This window comes from Actinoplanes italicus (assembly GCF_003001815.1).
Taxonomy (GTDB): Bacteria; Actinomycetota; Actinomycetes; order Mycobacteriales; family Micromonosporaceae; genus Actinoplanes; species Actinoplanes italicus.
Genome location: NZ_PVMZ01000013.1, coordinates 265,070 through 283,309 on the forward strand (window position 1 = coordinate 265,070; position 18,240 = coordinate 283,309).

The window sequence follows — 18,240 nt, forward strand, 5'->3', positions numbered from 1 at the left end:
CTGGGATCGTCGGGCATCCCGGAGGAGGTTACCGCGCGGTCGCGGGCGCGACGCCGGGCCGGCGTCGCGCCTGTCGCGGTCGTCATACGTTGCGCCGGTACTGGCCGCCCACCTCGAAGAAGGCGTCGGAGATCTGGCCCAGCGAGCAGCACCGCACGGCGTCCATCAGGGCCGCGAACACGTTCTCGCCGCTCATCGCCGCGGCCTGGAGCCGGCCGAGAGCGGAGGGCGCCTCGGTGGCGTGCCGGGCGTGGAAGTCGGCGAGCCGGGCCAGCTGGGACTGTTTCTCTCCCTCGGTGGCGCGGGCCAGTTCGACGGTCTGCGGCGTGGTGTCGTCGCGGTGCGGGTCGAGGAAGGTGTTGACGCCGACGATCGGCAGGGTGCCCTCGTGCTTGCGGTGCTCGTAGAGCATCGACTCGTCCTGGATGCGGCCGCGCTGGTAGCCGGTCTCCATGGCGCCCAGCACGCCGCCGCGTTCGGCGATGCGGTCGAACTCCTGCAGCACGGCCTCCTCGACCAGGTCGGTGAGTTCGTCGATGATGAACGAGCCCTGCAGCGGGTTCTCGTTGCCGGCCAGGCCCCATTCCTTGTCGATGATCATCTGGATGGCGAGGGCACGGCGTACCGACTGTTCGCTGGGGGTGGTGACGGCTTCGTCGTACGCGTTGGTGTGCAGGCTGTTGGCGTTGTCGTAGATGGCGCACAACGCTTGCAGGGTGGTGCGGATGTCGTTGAAGTCCATCTCCTGGGCGTGCAGTGACCGGCCGGAGGTCTGCACGTGGTACTTGAGTTTCTGGGAGCGTTCGGCCGCGCCGTAGCGGTCGCGCATCGCCACGGCCCAGATGCGGCGGGCGACCCGTCCGATGACCGAGTACTCGGCGTCCATACCGTTGGAGAAGAAGAACGACAGGTTCGGCGCGAAATCATCGATCTTCATACCCCGGGCCAGGTACGACTCGACGTACGTGAAGCCGTTGGCCAGGGTGAACGCCAGTTGGCTGATCGGGTTCGCCCCGGCCTCCGCGATGTGGTAGCCCGAGATCGACACCGAGTAGAAGTTGCGGACCCGGTGGTCGATGAACCACTGCTGGATGTCGCCCATGCAGCGCAGCGCGAACTCGGTGGAGAAGATGCAGGTGTTCTGGCCCTGGTCCTCCTTGAGGATGTCGGCCTGCACGGTCCCGCGCACGGTCGCCAGCGTGCGGGCGATCACCTCCTCGCGCGGCTCGCCGGGGTGGGCCTCGATCTGCTGGTCGATGGCGGTGTTGAGGAACATCGCCAGGATCGCCGGGGCCGGGCCGTTGATGGTCATCGACACCGAGGTCGTCGGCGAGCAGAGGTCGAAACCGTCGTACAGCGCCTTCATGTCGTCGAGCGTGGCGATCGAGACACCTGACGTGCCGACCTTGCCGTAGATGTCCGGACGCGGGTCGGGATCGCGGCCGTACAGGGTGACCGAGTCGAACGCCGTCGACAGGCGGGTCGCGTCGCCGCCGCGGCTCAACAGCTTGAAACGCCGGTTGGTACGGAACGCGTCGCCCTCCCCGGCGAACATGCGGGCCGGGGCCTCGCCCTCCCGCTTGAACGGGAACACGCCGGCGGTGAACGGGAAGAACCCGGGCAGGTTCTCGCGGCGCAGGAACGACAGCAGTTCCGCCTCGTCGCGGGTGCGGGGCAGCGCCACGCGCCGCACGAGGGAGCCGGAGAGGGTCTCCCGGGTCAGGGGGGTACGGATCTCGCGGTCCCGGACGCGGTAGACGTACTCGTCGCCGGAGTAGTCCGCGACCCGCTGCGGCCAGGAGTCCAGCAGCTCGCCGACCTCGGGCAGCACACGCCGTTCGGTGTCGGCGGAGAGCTCGCGCACCCGTGCGGCGGCGGGGTCGTCGCCGAGCATCTCCGCGGTCGTCCGCAGGGCCTGCCGGCGGCGGACGACATCGGCCTGCTCGGCGGTGGTGCGGTGGTAGCCGCGGACGGTCTCGGTGATCTCGGCGAGGTAGCGGGCGCGGGCGGACGGCACCACGCTGGTCAGCCCGGAGGAGGCGCGCACGTCGACGGCGGGCAGCGTCCCGGCCCGGACCGGGAGTCCCTTGGCGGCCAGCAGTTCACGCAGCTCCAGGTAGAGCGCGGTGACGCCGTCGTCGTTGAAGCGGGCGGCGCTCGTGCCGTACACCGGCATCCGATCCCAGCCGGTACCGAACGCCTGCCGGTTGCGCACCAGCTGCCGGGCGACGTCGCGGCGGGCGTCCTCGGCTCCGCGCCGTTCGTACTTGTTGATCGCGACGACGTCGGCGAAGTCGAGCATGTCGATCTTCTCCAGCTGTGAGGCCGCGCCGAACTCGGGCGTCATCACGTAGAGCGACACATCCGAGTACGGCACGATGCCGGCGTCGCCCTGGCCGATCCCCGGCGTCTCGACGATCACCAGGTCGAACCCGGCCGCCCGGACGGCCAGCAGGATGTCGTCGATGCGCTCGGGCAGCTGGGATCCGGCGGTCCGGGTGGCCAGAGACCGGAAGAACGTGCGGCCGCCCTGCCCGGTCTCCAGCGCGTTCATCCGGATCCGGTCGCCGAGCAGCGCACCGCCGCCTCGCCTGCGGGTCGGGTCGATCGCCAGGATCGCGACCCGCAGCTTGTCCTCCTGGTCCAGGCGCAGGCGGCGCAGCAGTTCGTCGGTCAGTGACGACTTGCCGGACCCGCCGGTGCCGGTGATCCCCAGGACGGGCACGACACGGCCGGCCGCTTCGGCGCGCAGCCGGTCGGCGAGCTCGGCCGATCGGCCCGCCTCGAGCACGGTGATGGCCCGGGCCAGCGCGGCCGGGTCGCCGGCCAGCAGCTCCTCGACGTCGGGGCCGGTGCCGGTCAGGTCGACGTCACAGGCCCGGATCAGCTGGTTGATCATGCCGGGCAGTCCGAGCCGCTGGCCGTCTTCGGGGGAGAAGATGGTGACGCCGCGCTCGCGCAGCAACGCGATCTCGGCCGGCACGATGACGCCGCCACCGCCGCCGAAGACCTGGACGTGACCGGCGCCGGCCTCGGCGAGCCGGTCCACCAGATAGCCGAAGTACTCGACGTGTCCGCCCTGGTAGGAGGAGATCGCGACGCCCTGCGCGTCCTCCTCGAGCACGGCTCGCACCACCGTGTCGACGCTGCGGTCGTGGCCGAGGTGGATGACCTCCGCACCCTGCGCCTGCAGCAGCCGCCGCATGACGTTGATGGCCGCGTCGTGGCCGTCGAAGAGACTCGCGGCGGTCACGAACCGAACCGGGTGAACGGGGACGTGCAACTCGGCAGCCATTGCTGTTCCTGACCTCTCGGCTACGGGCTTGTGGCCCGGCACGACGGGATACGTGGACGTCCTTGTACCTTAGGCCGGAGATACTAGGAAGTCCAAGTATCTTGAAACACCGAGCCCTTCGAACGGGACACGGCTGTTCTCCGTGGCTCGGATGGGTGGGCGGGTTCCGTACCGCATCGTCTGGAAGGGCTTGATCCTCGCAACGAGCGACCCGAGCCGCACCATGCCGAGCCGGGCAGTGGCCCGGAGGAGGGCTGAGTCAGCGGATGCGTGCGGTGGCGTAGCCGTACCAGGGGATCGCCTGGTTCGCCTGCGGCACGGTGACCAGCTCGACGGGCAGCTCACCGCCGGAGGCGGCGGCCGGCTGCCGGAAGGCGAAGCGGTAGCTGACGCTGCGGCCCGGCGGGGGAGCGGTGACGCGCACGCTGAACGAGTCCCCCTCGGTGGTCACCGGCGGCCACCGGTCGCCGGAGCGCCGCAGGCCGGCGGGCGGGGAGAACAGCAGGGTGACCTTGCCGGGGTGGGCGCCCCAGCGGTGGGCGACCGTCACGGTGACGCTGCCGTGCCGGTACCCGCCGGTCGGTGGGCCGAGCACCAGGTCACCGACGGTGAGACGGGTCGCGGTCACCTTCGGGTTGAACGGCATCCGGGTCGGGCCGCTGACCTGCGTGAAACGGCCGGCTCGGAGGGCGTACCCGCGGGTCTGCCATTTCTGTGGTGTCCGGTCGTCGCAGCAGCGCTGGTAGTCGGCGAGCCGCGCGGTCACCACCCCGGCCTGGTCCACCCGGACACTGGTGTCGCGGATCTCGCGGACCTGGCCGGTCGTCGCCGTCACCCGCCCCCGGGACACGATGCCGCCGTCAGGACCGCGGTCGTAGGCGACGATCTGCTTGGTGCCGCCCTCGATCAGGCAGCCCAGCACGGCGACGGTCTCGTCGGCGCCGTCGCGGTCGATGTCGCCGTAGGTGGCGGACAGGATCAGCAGCGACTGCCCGGACGGCGGCCGGCCGTCGGGCGTGGTCTTCGGCGTGAGGGCGGCTCCACCGTCATGGAAACGCACCGGGCCGGACGGGCAGCGGAGCCCGTCGGCGGGCCAGCGCGGCACGTCGAGCGTGGCCTCACCCAGGGCGGCAAGCGTGATGCGGCCGTCGGGCGGAGGTTGCGCCGACGCGGGAGTGGCGACGGCGAGCGGCAGGCATGCCGTGAGAACGGCCACGAGGTTGAGCGCGAAAGACTTCATCGTCGGGTCATTTTCGCGCGAGATCAGCCGATAGGGGGCATCAAAAACCAAAATTCACCCCTTTTCGGTACGCCCAGACGGTGAACGGAGTGGCGTCTCAGCGCGAGCGCGTGGATGCCACGGTGCGCCACGCCGTGCCCAACGGCACGCCCGCCATGGCGACGACGGCTGACAGCGAGATGCCCAGCGACACCGTCGGCACTGACCAGGAGCATGCGAGCGCCACCAGCCCCAGGGCGACCATGATGATGCCGGTAGGGCGCAGGGCGCGTCGCTGTGCTTCCAGCGCCTGGTCCCATCGTGGCCGCGTCCCGGGTGGAAGCTGCTCCACGAGGGTTTCGGGGATGGCCGGAACCTGTTTGGGCCAGAAATTGCCGGCGACGACAACGACGATCGCCACGGCGGCAGCGATGTAGCCGGCTGTGGTCTCGACCCGGCCCTCGGCCGCGCGCAGCACCATCAGGTGAAGGCTGAGCAGGGTGGGTGTCAGGACGCCGAGGGCCAGGCCGACAGCCCGGCGATGGCTGTGATCGTCTCGCCACAGCGGAACCTTGAACATGCCGGCCGTCAAGCGGCGTAGTCGCTGCGAGGCCAGCAGTACCACGGAGAGCATCAGGGTCAGCAGTGGTATCCCGATCAGGACAAGCAGCTTCGGGGCATGCTGGTCTGCGCCGTGCTTCCCGGTGCCGGCCAGCGTGACCGGGTCGGGAAGGCGCCCGGCGGCCTGCCAGGAGAGAACCGCCATGAGCGCGATGCCGATGACCAGCACCATGAGCCCCACCGTGGGTGCCCTCCGCTCCCGCGCCTCGTCAGCTGTTTCCATTGGCGTTCTCCCTTCCGGCCGATGCTTCGGCGCCGCTGCTCTTGAGGCCGAGACGCATGCCTTCCATCAGGTCCGCGATGGCGCCCTCCAGTACGGACAGCTTGGTCACGTACCGGATCGTGGTGCCCTGCCGCTGCGTGTCGACGAGATCCGCACTGCGGAGCACCTTCAGGTGACCGGACAGGGTGGGGCCCGCGACGCCCAGGGCCGTGGCGATGTCACCGACGGCCATGGGGCCGTTGCGCTGCAGCAACGTCAGCACGGAACGCCGGGTGGGATGCGCCAGTGCCGCGAACACGCCGTCCGACATGACCGCCTCACCGCCTCCGTATTTCGGTTTTTTCCAAGATAGCAAAATACCGATGGATTGTCACCGGCCGGGGCCGGCCCGCCCTTCGCCATCTGTGCATTGACGTTCGGCTATTTTTCAGGTTTGTTAACAGGTATGACGAAGCGTCGACTGTCCGCAGGCCTCATCTTGATCGCGGTTGCCGCGCTGGCGCCGGTTCCGGGCGCCCGGCCGGCCGAGGCCGCCGCCGTCATCTGCAACCGCTACTGCGACGGCCGCGACCCGGCGCTGGCGCCGGGCGAGCGCGTCCCGGTCACCGCGGCCCTGTACGGGCGGACCTTCCGCCTGCACATCAACGACACCGACGCGATGGGCTGGGCCTCGGTCGGCGGCGGAACGGCCGGGGACGAGGTATGGCTCGACCGCTCGATGGACGGCGGGCGCAGCTGGGCGGACGGCAGCCGTGTCAGCGATACCCGGGTCCCGGCGGGCAGCACCGGATGGCGTACCGGCATGGTCAACGTCGACGACTGGGCCACGCGGGGCGTCGGCGCGCTGCGGGCGTGCGGCAAGGCGAACGACCGGCCGGAGATCGCCTGTACGGCCTGGGCCCGTACCACCTGGAACGCCGCGAACCGGCGGACCGCCGCCTCCACCGCGCTGATGATGCGCTTCGACCGCTCCACCGGCCTGTTCGACACCAACGGCTGGTGGACCGGCGCCAACGCACTGACCGCCCTGATCGACAGCATCCGGGTCAGCGGCATGCAGAGCTACCGGTATGCGATCAGCGAGACCTACGACCGCAACATCAACAGCCGCCAGGGCCAGTTCCGCAACGAGTACCTCGACGACACCGGCTGGTGGGGTCTGGCCTGGGTGGCCGCGTACGACCTGACCGGTGAGAGTCGCTACCTGGCGACGGCTCGCGCGGACGCCGACCACATGCACGCCTACTGGGACACCCGCTGCGGCGGCGGGGTCTACTGGCGTACCGATCGCACCGTCAAGAACGCCATCTCCAACAGTCTCTACATCCAGCTGAACGCCGAACTGTCCCGCCGCCTCCCCGGCGACACCGTGTACCGGCAGCGGGCCCAGGCCGGCTGGGCGTGGTTCCAGGGCACCGGCATGATCAACGCCGGCAACCTGGTCAACGACGGCGTCAACCTCACGACCTGCCGCAACAACGGTGACGTGACGTGGACCTACAACCAGGGCGTGCTGATCAACGCCCTGGTGAAGCTGCATGGGCTGACCGGCGACCCGAACACGCTGGCCGCCGCGCGGCGGATCGGGGACGCGCTGACCTCCAGCACCTACCTGAACTCGAGCGGGATCATGCGGGAGCCCAACGAGAGCAACACGTGTGCCGGTGACGGCGTCTCGTTCAAGGGCCCGGCCGTCCGGGGTCTCGGTGTGCTGAACTCGGCCACCGGCGGTGCGTACACCGCGTACCTGCAGAGGCAGGCGGACAGCGCGTACGCCCGCAACCGCGACACCCTCGACCAGTACGGCAGCCACTGGGCCGGTCCCTATGTCGCCACCAACCACAGCTGCCAGCACAGCGTCCTCGACCTGCTCAACGCGGCGCCCTGACGGTGAGGGGCTGACCGGAGTGGGCGCCTCCGCGTCGACGTGGCCGCGCGGGGTCCGGCCGTCACGGTGGTGCGTGGCCTGCGCGGCCGCGGCCGACGACCTCGCCGACGAAGGCGTTCATCGTCCCGGTGACGTCGGCGAGGAACCGTTCGAAATCGCGCAGCGTGTCCGGCGAGTAGGCCGCCATCACCGCGCCCATCCGGCCGGCCAGCGGCGCGAAGAACTCGTCGAGCATCCTGTCGACGTCCTCGCCGACGTGCAGCGTGACGACCCGGCGGTCCGCGCTGTCGCGCACACGCTGGATGTGACCCACCGCCTCCAGGCGGTTGAGCAGGGACGACGTCGCTCCGGGCGTCAGGCCGACGCGCTGGCTCAACTCGCGCGCGGTCAGCGGTGTGCCCCGATCCTGCGCGCTGAGGATCTCCACCAGCGCCTTGGCGTCGGTCACGTGTAGTCCGACCGCCGCGCCGAACTGCCTGCCCAGCTCGCTGAACACCACCCCGTGGTCTCGCAGGCCCTCGAGAAGACGGTCGCGCTGGGCATCATCGATCACTCGCGAAAAATATCACGGTCGGTCAAACTGTTCGATCGCATGATAGTTTGACCGTGTAACTAACTGCGGGAGGCGGGCGTGATGACACCTCGGCGAGTCCTGGTCACCGGCGCGAGTGTGGCCGGACCGGCTGTGGCGTACTGGCTGGCCGAGGTCGGCTTCGCGGTCACCGTCGTCGAACGCGCACCGGAGCTGCGTGACGGCGGGCAGAACATCGACATCCGCTCCACGGCACGCGACGTCGTCCAGCGGATGGGCCTGGAAGAGGCGGTGCGCGCCCAGAACACCGGCGAGGTCGGGACCCGCTTCGTCGACGAGGCCGGAGCGGTGGTCTCCGAGTTCCCGCTCCGGGGTGACGGCGAGAGGGACGGGCCCACCGCCGAGCTGGAGATCCTGCGTGGAACGCTGGCGCGGTTGCTCGTGGACGCCTGTCCGTCATCGGTCGACTGGCGGTACGGCGATCACGTCACCGCGGTGACACAGGACGACGAGGGCGTGGACGTGGACTTCGCGGGCGGTACGCGCGAGCGCTTCGACCTCCTCGTGATAGCCGAGGGCGTCGGGTCACCCACCCGGCGGCTGGTGTTCGGCGGCGAGCCGGCTGAGCGTGCGCTCGGCATGTACATCGCCTACGGCACGATCAGCCGCGAACCGCACGACGACGACTGGTGGCGGTGCCTGGTCACCAGGGGAGGGCGGCAGATCACCGTACGTCCCGACAATGTCGGCAGCCTCCGGGCGACGCTGAGCGTCCGGGTCGGCGAGCCGGTGCTCGACGGCCTGGACGCGTACGGGATTCGCCGTGAGCTGTGCCGGCGCTTCGCCGATCTGGGCTGGGAGGTGCCGCGCATCCTGGACGGCTTCGAGTACGCCGACGACCTGTACGTCGACTGGCTACGGCAGGTGCGCACCCCGGTCTGGCACCGGGGCCGCGTCTGCCTGCTCGGCGACGCCGCCTGGTGTGTCACGCCGATCGGTGGTGGTGGCACCTCGCTGGCTCTGACCGGTGCGTATGTGCTGGCGGCGTTCCTCTCGCGGGCCGGTGACGGCGGGCATTCGGAGGCGTTCACGCGGTACGACGGGTGGATGCGGCCTCTGATCGACGCCGCCCAGAAGCTGCCGCCGGGGGTGCCCCGGATCGCCGCGCCCCGATCCGGTGCGGGGGTGCGCGTGTTGCGCTGGGGTACGAAGGTGGCGGCCTCCTCGGTACTGCGCGGGGTCACCACCCGGCTGACCGCCGGGCCCAGGGCGCAGCAGGAACTGCCGCGGCTGGCCGGGACCGTCGGCGGTTGACCCCGTGATCGCCGTTCCCCCAGAGGTGAAACTGATTCTGCATCTGCCGACAGCGGTCCACGAAGCACATCGCGGGGTAGGGGCCGGTCAATCTGGAGGGCCGCTTCTGGAAGCCGGGGTGTGGTCGTTCAAGGCCGGGTGACCGGGGCGTTCGGTCCGTCCAGAAAAGCTGATCTTGTATTGAGGGCCCTGGATCGAGGGTGCGGCGACGAAGACATTCTCGAAAAGTCTTGCTTCCTGTTTCGACGAGATTAAATACTGGCGCTGGGAGCGCTCCCAGTTTTTGATCATGCCTGTCCTCGTGGGGAGTTCGAGTGTTTGCCAAACCCAAACGCAGGGTCATAGCCGCTGTCCTCGGCGCGGCCCTGGCGGTCACCGGTGGCACGGCCGCCGCCGTCACCGTGGCGCCCGGCGCGTCGTCCGCCGCTCCACCGGCCACTGACTGGCTGCACGTCTCCGGCAACCAGATCGTCGACGCCGCCGGCAATCCGGTGTGGCTCACCGGCGCCAACTGGTTCGGCTTCAACGCCACGGAACGGGTGTTCCACGGCCTGTGGTCGGCCAACATCACCGAGGTCACAGCGTCGATGGCGCAGCGTGGCATCAACCTCGTCCGGGTGCCGATCTCCACCCAGCTGCTGCTGGAGTGGAAGGCAGGGCAGGCGACGGTGCCGAACGTGAACACCTACGCCAACCCGGAACTGACCGGCATGAACAGCCTGCAGATCTTCGAGTACTGGGTGCAGCTGTGCGAGCGCTTCGGCGTCAAGGTGCTGCTCGACGTCCACTCCGCCGAGGCCGACAACTCCGGTCACGTCCACCCGGTCTGGTACAAGGGCACGGTGACTCCGGAGCTGTACTACCAGGCCTGGGAGTGGGCGGCGACCCGCTGGAAGACGAACGACACGATCGTCGCGTTCGACCTCAAGAACGAGCCGCACGGCACGCCCAACGACACCGTCCGGGCCAAGTGGGACAACTCCACCGACGTCGACAACTGGAAGAACACCGCCGAGACGGCCGCCAAGCGCATCCTGGCGATCAACCCGAACGTGCTGATCCTGGTCGAGGGCAACGAGATCTACCCGCGTGAGGGCGAGACCTGGAACTCGCCGAACACCGACCCGGACCGGTCGCCGAACTACTACTACAACTGGTGGGGCGGCAACCTGCGCGGTGCGAAGGACCATCCGATCAACCTGGGTGCCAACCAGGACCAGCTCGTCTACTCGCCGCACGACTACGGGCCGCTGGTGTTCAACCAGCCGTGGTTCGACAAGCCGTTCGACAAGGCCAGCCTGACCGACGACGTGTGGCGGCCGAACTGGTTCTACCTGCACGAGAACGGCACCGCGCCGCTGCTGATCGGTGAGTGGGGCGGGCGGCTCGGTCAGGACGAGCGCCAGGACCGGTGGATGACGGCGCTGCGTGACCTGATCGTCGAGCACAAGTTGCACCAGACGTTCTGGGTGCTCAACCCGAACTCCGGTGACACCGGTGGTCTGCTGCTGGACGACTGGAAGACGTGGGACGAGCAGAAGTACGCGCTGCTCAAGCCCGCGCTGTGGCAGCACGCCGGCAAGTTCGTCGGTCTCGACCACCAGGTCCCGCTCGGCGGCGACGGCAGCACCACGGGCATCAGCCTGGGCCAGCGGTACGGCGACGGCGGCTCGGGCGGCGACACCACCGCGCCGAGCGCGCCCGGTCAGCCCACCGCGAGCAACGTGACCTCCACCGGTGCCACACTCACGTGGACGGCGTCGACCGACAACACCGGCGTCACCGCCTACGACGTGCTGCGGGCCACCGGTTCCGGCGCAGCGAGCGTGGTGGCCACGGTCTCCGGGACCACCTACGCCGCCACCGGGTTGACACCGTCCACGGCATACACCTTCAGCGTGCGCGCCCGCGATGCCGCCGGCAACGTCTCGGTGGCCTCCGCCGGCCGCGCCGTCACCACCACCGCAGATGGCGGAGGCGGCGAGGACCGGGGCTGCTCGGCCACCTACAAGACGATCAGCTCCTGGACCGGCGGATTCCAGGCCGAGGTCACGGTACGCAACACCGGGACCACCGCCAGCTCCGGATGGTCGGTCAACTGGACCTATCCGAGCGGAACCACCGTCGGGTCGGTCTGGAACGGCGTGCTCGGCACCCCGGCTGTGACCGTGCGCAACGTAGCCCACAACGGCGCCTTGGCCGCCGGGGCCAGTACCTCGTTCGGTCTGATCGGTTCCGGCGCGGCGGCGACACCCACCGTGACCTGCTCCGCGTCCTGACCCACCCGTACCAGAAAGGTCTGGTGTGCCGGCGGCGGATACTCCCCGCCGGCCACCGACCCGGTCGCCCTCAGCGGCTCGAGCGACTCAACCTGCCGTCGAAGCGATGGATCAAGGCGGGTCACGTCAGCACTGCTGGATCCCGCCGGATGACAGACCTCTGAGTAGTGGATAGCCCCTCGTCTGCAACAGCCCGCGAGGATAGACGCCGACTCGCAGCCTCAGGCAGGAATGAATGAGAGTGACGGCCTGAGTTCCCCCCCGCTTCGACGGAGTGATCTTCCCCGGGTTCCGTGGAGCCTGTCCGGTACCGTCGAGAATCACCTCTGAGCTGTAGAAGCACGCACTTCGGGGTATCCCGGTGGGCTTCAAGGTCGTACGCCGGTACTCTGTCTGCTGCGGGCTGCTAGCTCAATGGCAGAGCTGAGGACTTTTAATCCCTGCGGTTCTCACTTTTTGGGGCTCTCCGTAAGCTGCTGACCAGCACATTCGATGCGCGTGCCGATCCATATTGGATCTGGGTCGCTCCGGTGTCGCTCGGCAGTCGCGGTGGTGTTGAGTCGACGGCAGGGCAGGTACTTCCCGCAGCCGAACCGCGCCGCAACGCACGCCAGTTTCCACCGGCCGAAGCCGTCCACCGTCGACGGCCGCCATCGGAAGGCCTCGCCACGGCCACGTCGGCCTCATGGACGATGTGCTCCAGCCTGGTGGCGCGGTACTGGCTGCGGACGTCGCGGACCTGCCAATCCACGGCCCTTCGTCGCCGTCGCCGACGGCCGCCTGGTACCCGGGCTTGCCGGGCGCGACGCCCATCGACTCGTCGCAGGACGCGCACCACACCCGCTGCGGACGCAGCACCGCCTCGGCCTCCACCACGGCGGCGCCCGGATCGGCGACGTCGACCAGCGCGCCGCCGGCCGGGCCGGCGTAGATGACGGCCATCAGGGTGGATGCCGGGTTGGGGGATCGAGGGCGGGCCCTGGACTACTTCCGGCAGGCCCTCCCGATCCGGCGGGAGGTCGGGGACCGGGCCGGTCAAGCCGTCACCCGGTACAACATCGCGATGATCCACCGGGCGGACGGTGACCTGGACCAGGCGATCGGCGAACTCGAGCACGTCGTCGACCTCGACCGCCAGGTCCAGCACCCCGACCTCGACGACGCCACCAACTGGCAGAAACCCCGAAACCCCTACACCCGCACCATGACCCCCACCTGAGCGACCGGTCGTTTCACTGCCAAGGAAGCGGAACGCGCTGTCTGCGCTGGGAAGGCTATCCAGGCCGTGACCACCGCGCGGCGACGTTGGCCGTTCGGGAGGAGGCCGCCGCTGCCCTCGACGCGATCATGGAGGCGGTGGACGAGGGCGTCGAAGAAGGCACGCTCGTCGACTCGACCTTTGGCATCACCAGGCAAGGGCCGTCGGGGTCGCGACCGAGTGGGTCAATACAGGTAGCGGATGTCGGCGTAGCCGGTGCCGTCCGGGAATGAGCTGACCGGCGCGGCGATGGTGACCTGCTGCCCCGGCGTCCAGGGGATCTCCTCGTCGGTGGATCCGTTGCTGGAGTTGCCGACGTCGGTGCGCGAGGTGCCGTCGTCGCAGCGCTGATGAGTGGTCGAGTAGTCGAGTTCAATGGTGAAGCTGAACGGGTAGGAGCCGTCGTCGTCCTGCATGTCGAATCCGACCCGGCCCCGTATCCAGTTGAAGGGAGGTGCGGAGGCGGTGCCCTGGCAGCGGAACTTCATGTCGTCGTACTCCAGCTGCACCGTCGCGCTCTCCTGGTCGATCTCGTAGCCGCACTGGCCGCCTGTCGTACACGCCTCCCGTTTCGACGCCGTGAAGGTCACGACGTCGCTGCGAGTGAGTTCCTGGGTGTTCTCCTCCATCCGGAAGCTGATCTCCACCTGGCGTGGAAAGGGGTCATCGCCGTGGTGCGGCAGGACCGTGGCGCTACCGGGTGCGATCGTCACCGGCAAAAGGAGGAGAGCGGACAGGAACGCCATGCCGTCGAGCGTAGGAGTGGAATGCCGGGCATGACGTGATATCAGAAGAGCCGGCGTCAGCGGGCGGTGACCTTCAGGCAGCCCATGCCGCCGGAAGCGTCGATGTCGAAGCCGGGGCCGTCGCCCAGACGGCCGGACTCGACGACCGCGCTGGCAGCGACCCGACGGTCTTTGCCACAGGTGCCCTGTGTCGGTCGTTGGCTCGGCGGCGGTCGGTCGTCGGCAACGATCATTTCTGTCGTTCCACTTTCCTTGGAAGTGGAACGAAGCGCTTCGCAGGGTGGGAGCCTCTGCCGTGCGGCTCTGAGCGAGGTCTACGCCTGCGAGGTCACTTGATCGCGGCCAGCCTCTGCGTTGCGGCAACGACGATGGTCACGAACTCGGCGTCCGTCGCGATCTTGTCGTCGTCCTCCGTAGGGCTCGTCTCGAACGTCATGGCAATGCCGCCGACGGCGACCGCCGCCCGCAAGTCGCGGCCTTCGCCGAGCGTGCCCTCGTGCGTCAGGACGCTCCAATGATCGATGATTGCGGCGGAGGCGTCTCCGACGGCCGGCATGGGGAGCCGACTTATCCGATGGTCGACCTCGGCCATGTCGTTGGTGAACTTCGGGCACTTCGTGGGCCAGTCTGCAAGTTTTCTGGCCTCCTCGCGGGCGAAGTACGGCCCGGGCGCACCGATCCACACCTTGATGTACGCGTCGCCCTTGGTGATGCCCAACGGGAACGCGCTCACCGTGGCCGCCTCAGGAGAAGGCTCCCCTCGGTCATAGGCACACTCGTCCCAGTAGCCGTAGATCTGCGTTTCCTCGGGGCTCAGGGGTATCGGCTCCATGCGGTAGCCGTGCGGCATCTTCGGCTCAGCCAGGAGCGCGGCCCTGAGGCGCTCGGGTTCGGGTGGCCCAGCGGCGGCAACGGTGGCCGGGACGGCGGACAGGACAGCGATCAGTGCAGCGGCGACGCCGTGGATAGCGAGAGTCTTGGACATTCCCCGACGCTATGTGTGGTCCAATCGGCGGACAGGATATTCCCCGAGAACCCGCCCTCGGAAGCCAACCGCGCCGCGCGGCAGCGGTCTGGTCACCGATCGACCCGAAGGCCGCCAGCCGGGGTGTAACCACGGCCGGCGAGCGCGTTGACCAGTTCCTGGTAGCGACGGTCGGCGGCGACCTGCTGCCGTTCGGCGTCACCGACCCGGCGGGTCAGTTCTTCGATGCTGCGGGCAGCGTCGGCGCGCGGGTCAGGTCCAGGTCGGCCTGTAGGTGCGCGGTGTGGTGGTGGGAGGCGGTCTTCTGCTCGGCCTGGCCGGTGCGAAACGGACCCGCTGCCCACCGAGTTGGCGCTGCAACACCGCGAGCTGGTGCCGCAGGACGAGGATCTCGGTGTCCTTGTCGCGGTCGCTGCCCGGCAACAGCCGCAGCAACGCGAACGCGTTCGTGAGACCCAGGTACGCCAGGCGGAGCAGTATGAGTCAACATCCTCGCGCAGTCACCGACGACGAGGATCCAGGAGACGCCGACACCAGAGCAGCCATGATCACCCCGACTGCTGGAATGGAGGTCACCGTGGCTTCATTCGGCGAAGCAGCACGGAAACAGCACACCGAGCAGACGGACGGTGATTTCTAGGTCCTCGGCGGGACGCTGCTGGTCGGAGGTCGCCGTCGGCCCATACCGCCTGGAGATACACGTAAGGGTGCACCCGGTTTCGTCGTCTTTCTCGCCGATGACGAGCAGTTCAAGAAGTGGTTCGGCAACGCCGACTCCCCAGAGCTCGTGGGTGGCATCACTGCGTTCCCGCAGATCGCCGCCGACGCCGACGGTCGGCGCGGTCCGCGCCGGGACCCGAACAGGAAACTCGACGAGCTGACGAAACCCGTGCACTCGGACCTGACCGCGGGCGCCCGGATCGTGGTGCGCATGTCGACCATCGCGACCATGCAGCGGGCTCAGACGGTTTTCGCGCACGAGATGGCTCACGCGCTCGGCCCGCACATCGTCGCCAACCTGCAGACCGACCCGACCCCGGAGACGGTCGGCATGGACCAGGCGTCGTGGGTCGTCGAGGGCTTCGCCCGATGGATCGACCACATGACCCAGCCCGGCTCCGCCACCAGGGCGCGGCCTTCGTGCGCCGCAACATGGCAAAGTACCGGCCCACCGACGGCATCTTCCCGAAGAACACCGGCTTCTACTCCGACGACGCCACCCGAACCAGCTTCAACTACGAGATCGGCGCCGCGTTCTTCTATGCCGCGGAGAAGACCGCCAACCGGCAGAAGGCCACCGACCTGTACATCGCGTTGAGCGGCAGCCCGGAGCTGACCAGCCTGGACCGCATGTTCCTCGACGCCAACATCCGCGCCGCCGGCATCAATCCCGACCGGCTCTGGACCACCTACAAGAACCTAGTCGCCTGACCGGACGGCTCTGAGCTTCGTGCCGGATGAGAGGGCGGGGCCTGCCGTCGGCTGCACGTCTCGGCCGCTGATCAATCCATCGATATGCCCTCTGAACAGCACGGATGTACTCTTGGCAGGTACCCGCCCACCCGGGTCGAGGTTCAGCCGACGCTGACCTCGGAGTTGCCGGTCGGCAGCTTCTTGCCCGCGGCGTCGAAGGCGGTCAGGTTTTTGATCGTGGACTTCGGGGCGAACCAGAAGACGACCACCGACGGGTTCTCGCTCCACGCGGCCTGCGACGCGGTGACCGTACGGCTGCCGATCTTGGCGGTGATCTTCGCCGCCGGGCCCGCGTAGTAACCGAACGTGGGGGTGTCCCGGTAGTCCACGTTCATCGAGCCGGAGACCGCGTGGAAGCCGGGCGCGGTGGCCGAGCCCTCGACCTCGTTCGCCATCACGTCGGCCGTGACCACGCCACCGGCGACGCGGCGACCGGCCATGATGCCGAAGTCGACGTCCGGCTCGGCGGACTGCGTCACCGCGACGCCGTAGAACACCCACTCGCCGTCGGCGCTGTTCAAACCCGACGGGATGATCTCGCCGAGCGGGGTGGCCTCGGGCTCCTTCGGATTGACGGCCGGTGGCCGAGGGGCGGCGGAGGTATTGCGATCAACGGCGGCTCTCATCTCATCCTCGGTCAGATCGGTACCTTCCGGCGACAGGCCGGACCCTGCCGGAGGCGGGGTGGCCGCAGCCTGGCCGGCCGAGGCGTTGGGCTTCGGGGCCCTCTCCGCGGCCGCGTTGGCGGCGACCGTGCCAGCTGCGACGACCGCGGCACAGGCGGCTGCGGTGCCGGTGGCGAGCAGCCAGCGGGTACGGGTGGTGCGACCCGGAACGAACCTCATGCGGTCCTCCATCAAGGTTGCCTGTGATGCATGACGGAGACCGAGACGGGTGACCGGGCCGAAAAGTTGCGGATGTTGGGTGCAACCTTTCGGGGCACCCACCCGTCATTGCTGCCGTGGACAACGTTGCTGGCGTGGTGGATGAGGACACGGTGCATGGCGCGAGGTGACGACGAGTTCGTCGAATTCGCCCAGGCAAGTTCGGCGCGGCTGCTGCACGCGGCGTACCTGCTCACCGGCAATCGCCATCAGGCCGAGGACGCAGCCCAGTCCGCGCTGGTGAAGACGTACGCGGCCTGGGGACGGGTGCGGCGCAAGGACGCGTACGCCTACGCCCGCACGGTGCTGACGAACCTGGTCACCGACCAGTGGCGCCGGCCGTTTCGGGAGCATGCCACGGAGACGATGCCGGAACGCCCGCTGCCCCGCGACCTGGCCGACGACGTCACTCGACGGCAGTGGCTGGTCGGGGCGCTGGACGCGCTGTCAGCCAAGGAAAGGGCGGTCATCGTGCTGCGGCACTTCTTCGACCTGACGGAGACCGATGTGGCACGCGAATTGAACCTCTCGCTCGGCACCGTGAAGAGCCTGAACGCACGCGGCCTAGCGAAACTGCGGGTCTCCGTCGACCCGCCGGTGACCGCACCCCGAAAAAGCAGCGACCGGACCAGCACGAGCGGTGGAACCCGACGATGACCGACCTCAACGACTTCCGCACGATCCTGCGGCAGCCCGACCCGGACCAGCGCCCCCTCGACATCGCACAAATCATGATCAAAGGCGCGCGGGTACGCCGCCGCCACCGGCTCGCCGTCGGCGCGACCAGCGGACTCGCGGTCGTCGCCCTGCTGATCGGCGGCAGCCAGGTCGTCCGGCTGACCAGCCCGACGCCCACCGCAACTGCGCCCTCGGTACAGTTCGGCGCGCCGGGACTGCCCGAGGTGCCCGACGACGGCCGCCTCGGCGAGGTGGTCCCGACCGGCCTGACCCTCCCGTCCGGCGGCGAATGGGTACTCGCGATGAAACGGATCGACTCGCCGGACCTCGCGGATACCTCCATCGGCATCACCCTCGGCGTACGGCAGGCCGACGGCACGATCGTCGACGGGACCACCAGCAACGAGACCGAAGGCTCGGACCGGTCCGCCGGGTTCCACGCCGTCACCGGCGCGATGAACGTCGACGGCGAGGACATCCCACCCTTCGGGTACTACGTCGGCACAGCCGCCAAGATCACCGCCACGGTGAAGGGCAAGACCGTGCGGGCGGGGCAGGCTGCCTGGAGCGAGGACCCGTCGGTGGTGCTGTTCTGGTTCCCCCCGAAGTCGCACCTGTCGAACCTCGCCGCGTTCGACCGGGAGAACAGATTGCTGCCGACCGGTAATACGAAGATTGGGGTCGGCTGATCAGCGCGGCCGGCACTGCTCGCGGCTGATCTGGTAGACGTACGAGCGGCGCCGGGGCGCGGGTGCCGACAGCCTCAGCCGCCACGCTCTGAGCGGCGAAGACCTGGCTGCCCACGGCGAGACCGGATAGCCCTTGCCCTGACTCAAGAGCGGATC

General features: G+C 68.9%; 18 protein-coding genes. 8 read left to right on the forward strand and 10 right to left on the reverse strand.

Annotated elements, in window-relative coordinates:
- Positions 1-82: 82 nt before the first annotated feature.
- The 4 genes from icmF to CLV67_RS29590 all read right to left on the reverse strand — a co-directional run bounded on the left by icmF (position 83) and on the right by CLV67_RS29590 (position 5,668).
- Positions 83-3,295 carry a fused isobutyryl-CoA mutase/GTPase IcmF gene (gene icmF, locus CLV67_RS29575; protein WP_106324148.1) on the reverse strand — a complete coding sequence of 1,071 codons (3,213 nt, stop codon included), beginning with the start codon at positions 3,293-3,295 and terminating at the stop codon, positions 83-85.
- Between the two features lie 259 nt (positions 3,296-3,554).
- Positions 3,555-4,535 carry a hypothetical protein gene (locus tag CLV67_RS29580; protein WP_106324150.1) on the reverse strand — a complete coding sequence of 327 codons (981 nt, stop codon included), beginning with the start codon at positions 4,533-4,535 and terminating at the stop codon, positions 3,555-3,557.
- Positions 4,536-4,632: 97 nt separating this feature from the next.
- Complete coding sequence (locus tag CLV67_RS29585; RefSeq protein ID WP_106324152.1) at positions 4,633-5,307, reverse strand: hypothetical protein; 675 nt, start codon at positions 5,305-5,307, stop codon at positions 4,633-4,635.
- Positions 5,308-5,344: 37 nt separating this feature from the next.
- Positions 5,345-5,668, reverse strand: coding sequence for a metalloregulator ArsR/SmtB family transcription factor (locus CLV67_RS29590; RefSeq protein ID WP_106324154.1), 324 nt, complete (start codon positions 5,666-5,668; stop codon positions 5,345-5,347).
- 135 nt (positions 5,669-5,803) lie between these two features.
- Between CLV67_RS29590 and CLV67_RS29595 the strand changes: the two genes are divergently transcribed.
- Positions 5,804-7,246: a glycoside hydrolase family 76 protein gene (locus CLV67_RS29595; protein WP_106324156.1), complete on the forward strand. Its 1,443-nt coding sequence runs from the start codon at positions 5,804-5,806 to the stop codon at positions 7,244-7,246.
- A gap of 61 nt (positions 7,247-7,307) precedes the next feature.
- Here CLV67_RS29595 and CLV67_RS29600 read toward each other — a convergent pair whose 3' ends face one another.
- Positions 7,308-7,799, reverse strand: coding sequence for a MarR family winged helix-turn-helix transcriptional regulator (locus CLV67_RS29600; protein ID WP_106324158.1), 492 nt, complete (start codon positions 7,797-7,799; stop codon positions 7,308-7,310).
- Positions 7,800-7,880: 81 nt separating this feature from the next.
- On the opposite strand from CLV67_RS29600, the gene CLV67_RS29605 reads away from it, so the two are divergent.
- From CLV67_RS29605 to CLV67_RS29620, 4 genes are all read left to right on the forward strand, one after another.
- Positions 7,881-9,092 (forward strand): FAD-dependent monooxygenase, encoded by a 1,212-nt coding sequence (locus tag CLV67_RS29605; RefSeq protein WP_146169339.1) that lies wholly within the window; start codon positions 7,881-7,883, stop codon positions 9,090-9,092.
- A 314-nt stretch (positions 9,093-9,406) separates the two neighbouring features.
- Entirely contained in the window at positions 9,407-11,371 is a 1,965-nt protein-coding gene (locus CLV67_RS29610) for a cellulase family glycosylhydrolase (RefSeq protein ID WP_203737365.1), read from the forward strand.
- 685 nt (positions 11,372-12,056) lie between these two features.
- Positions 12,057-12,302, forward strand: coding sequence for a hypothetical protein (locus CLV67_RS29615; RefSeq protein WP_106324162.1), 246 nt, complete (start codon positions 12,057-12,059; stop codon positions 12,300-12,302).
- A gap of 27 nt (positions 12,303-12,329) precedes the next feature.
- Complete coding sequence (locus CLV67_RS29620) at positions 12,330-12,590, forward strand: tetratricopeptide repeat protein (protein WP_239166569.1); 261 nt, start codon at positions 12,330-12,332, stop codon at positions 12,588-12,590.
- Positions 12,591-12,814: 224 nt separating this feature from the next.
- Here the strand turns inward: CLV67_RS29620 and CLV67_RS29625 are convergent, their stop codons facing one another.
- From CLV67_RS29625 to CLV67_RS51230, 4 genes are all read right to left on the reverse strand, one after another.
- Entirely contained in the window at positions 12,815-13,375 is a 561-nt protein-coding gene (locus CLV67_RS29625; protein ID WP_106324166.1) for a hypothetical protein, read from the reverse strand.
- Between the two features lie 56 nt (positions 13,376-13,431).
- Positions 13,432-13,608 carry a hypothetical protein gene (locus CLV67_RS52125; RefSeq protein ID WP_170154056.1) on the reverse strand — a complete coding sequence of 59 codons (177 nt, stop codon included), beginning with the start codon at positions 13,606-13,608 and terminating at the stop codon, positions 13,432-13,434.
- 95 nt (positions 13,609-13,703) lie between these two features.
- Positions 13,704-14,360, reverse strand: a complete 657-nt coding sequence (locus CLV67_RS29630; protein ID WP_106324168.1) for a hypothetical protein — start codon at positions 14,358-14,360, stop codon at positions 13,704-13,706.
- Positions 14,361-14,943: 583 nt separating this feature from the next.
- On the reverse strand, positions 14,944-15,462 hold the full coding sequence (locus tag CLV67_RS51230) for a hypothetical protein (protein ID WP_146169340.1): 519 nt from the start codon (positions 15,460-15,462) through the stop codon (positions 14,944-14,946).
- Between CLV67_RS51230 and CLV67_RS29645 the strand changes: the two genes are divergently transcribed.
- A complete protein-coding gene (locus tag CLV67_RS29645) occupies positions 15,450-15,791 on the forward strand; it encodes a hypothetical protein (RefSeq protein ID WP_146169341.1) in 342 nt (113 codons plus the stop codon). The genes CLV67_RS51230 and CLV67_RS29645 overlap by 13 nt on opposite strands.
- A 143-nt stretch (positions 15,792-15,934) precedes the next feature.
- Here the strand turns inward: CLV67_RS29645 and CLV67_RS29650 are convergent, their stop codons facing one another.
- The gene (locus CLV67_RS29650; RefSeq protein ID WP_106324175.1) at positions 15,935-16,678 is read right to left on the reverse strand and encodes a hypothetical protein; all 744 of its coding nucleotides are present in this window, start codon (positions 16,676-16,678) and stop codon (positions 15,935-15,937) included.
- Between the two features lie 156 nt (positions 16,679-16,834).
- Between CLV67_RS29650 and CLV67_RS29655 the strand changes: the two genes are divergently transcribed.
- Positions 16,835-17,374 (forward strand): SigE family RNA polymerase sigma factor, encoded by a 540-nt coding sequence (locus CLV67_RS29655; protein ID WP_106324177.1) that lies wholly within the window; start codon positions 16,835-16,837, stop codon positions 17,372-17,374.
- A complete protein-coding gene (locus CLV67_RS29660; protein WP_106324179.1) occupies positions 17,371-18,084 on the forward strand; it encodes a hypothetical protein in 714 nt (237 codons plus the stop codon). The genes CLV67_RS29655 and CLV67_RS29660 overlap by 4 nt, the downstream gene beginning before the upstream one ends.
- Positions 18,085-18,240 lie beyond the last annotated feature (156 nt).

What these genes read in the sequence shown, in the direction of transcription:
- CLV67_RS52125 (WP_170154056.1), bottom strand. Translation starts at nt 13,608, where the DNA reads ATGATCGTTGCCGACGACCGACCGCCGCCGAGCCAACGACCGACACAG.
- CLV67_RS29580 (WP_106324150.1), bottom strand. Translation starts at nt 4,535, where the DNA reads ATGAAGTCTTTCGCGCTCAACCTCGTGGCCGTTCTCACGGCATGCCTG.
- CLV67_RS29585 (WP_106324152.1), bottom strand. Translation starts at nt 5,307, where the DNA reads ATGGTGCTGGTCATCGGCATCGCGCTCATGGCGGTTCTCTCCTGGCAG.
- icmF (WP_106324148.1), bottom strand. Translation starts at nt 3,295, where the DNA reads ATGGCTGCCGAGTTGCACGTCCCCGTTCACCCGGTTCGGTTCGTGACC.
- CLV67_RS29645 (WP_146169341.1), top strand. Translation starts at nt 15,450, where the DNA reads ATGGATCGACCACATGACCCAGCCCGGCTCCGCCACCAGGGCGCGGCC.
- CLV67_RS29595 (WP_106324156.1), top strand. Translation starts at nt 5,804, where the DNA reads ATGACGAAGCGTCGACTGTCCGCAGGCCTCATCTTGATCGCGGTTGCC.
- CLV67_RS29625 (WP_106324166.1), bottom strand. Translation starts at nt 13,375, where the DNA reads ATGGCGTTCCTGTCCGCTCTCCTCCTTTTGCCGGTGACGATCGCACCC.
- CLV67_RS29615 (WP_106324162.1), top strand. Translation starts at nt 12,057, where the DNA reads ATGGACGATGTGCTCCAGCCTGGTGGCGCGGTACTGGCTGCGGACGTC.
- CLV67_RS29630 (WP_106324168.1), bottom strand. Translation starts at nt 14,360, where the DNA reads ATGTCCAAGACTCTCGCTATCCACGGCGTCGCCGCTGCACTGATCGCT.
- CLV67_RS29605 (WP_146169339.1), top strand. Translation starts at nt 7,881, where the DNA reads ATGACACCTCGGCGAGTCCTGGTCACCGGCGCGAGTGTGGCCGGACCG.
- CLV67_RS29660 (WP_106324179.1), top strand. Translation starts at nt 17,371, where the DNA reads ATGACCGACCTCAACGACTTCCGCACGATCCTGCGGCAGCCCGACCCG.
- CLV67_RS29655 (WP_106324177.1), top strand. Translation starts at nt 16,835, where the DNA reads ATGGCGCGAGGTGACGACGAGTTCGTCGAATTCGCCCAGGCAAGTTCG.
- CLV67_RS29650 (WP_106324175.1), bottom strand. Translation starts at nt 16,678, where the DNA reads ATGAGGTTCGTTCCGGGTCGCACCACCCGTACCCGCTGGCTGCTCGCC.
- CLV67_RS29590 (WP_106324154.1), bottom strand. Translation starts at nt 5,668, where the DNA reads ATGTCGGACGGCGTGTTCGCGGCACTGGCGCATCCCACCCGGCGTTCC.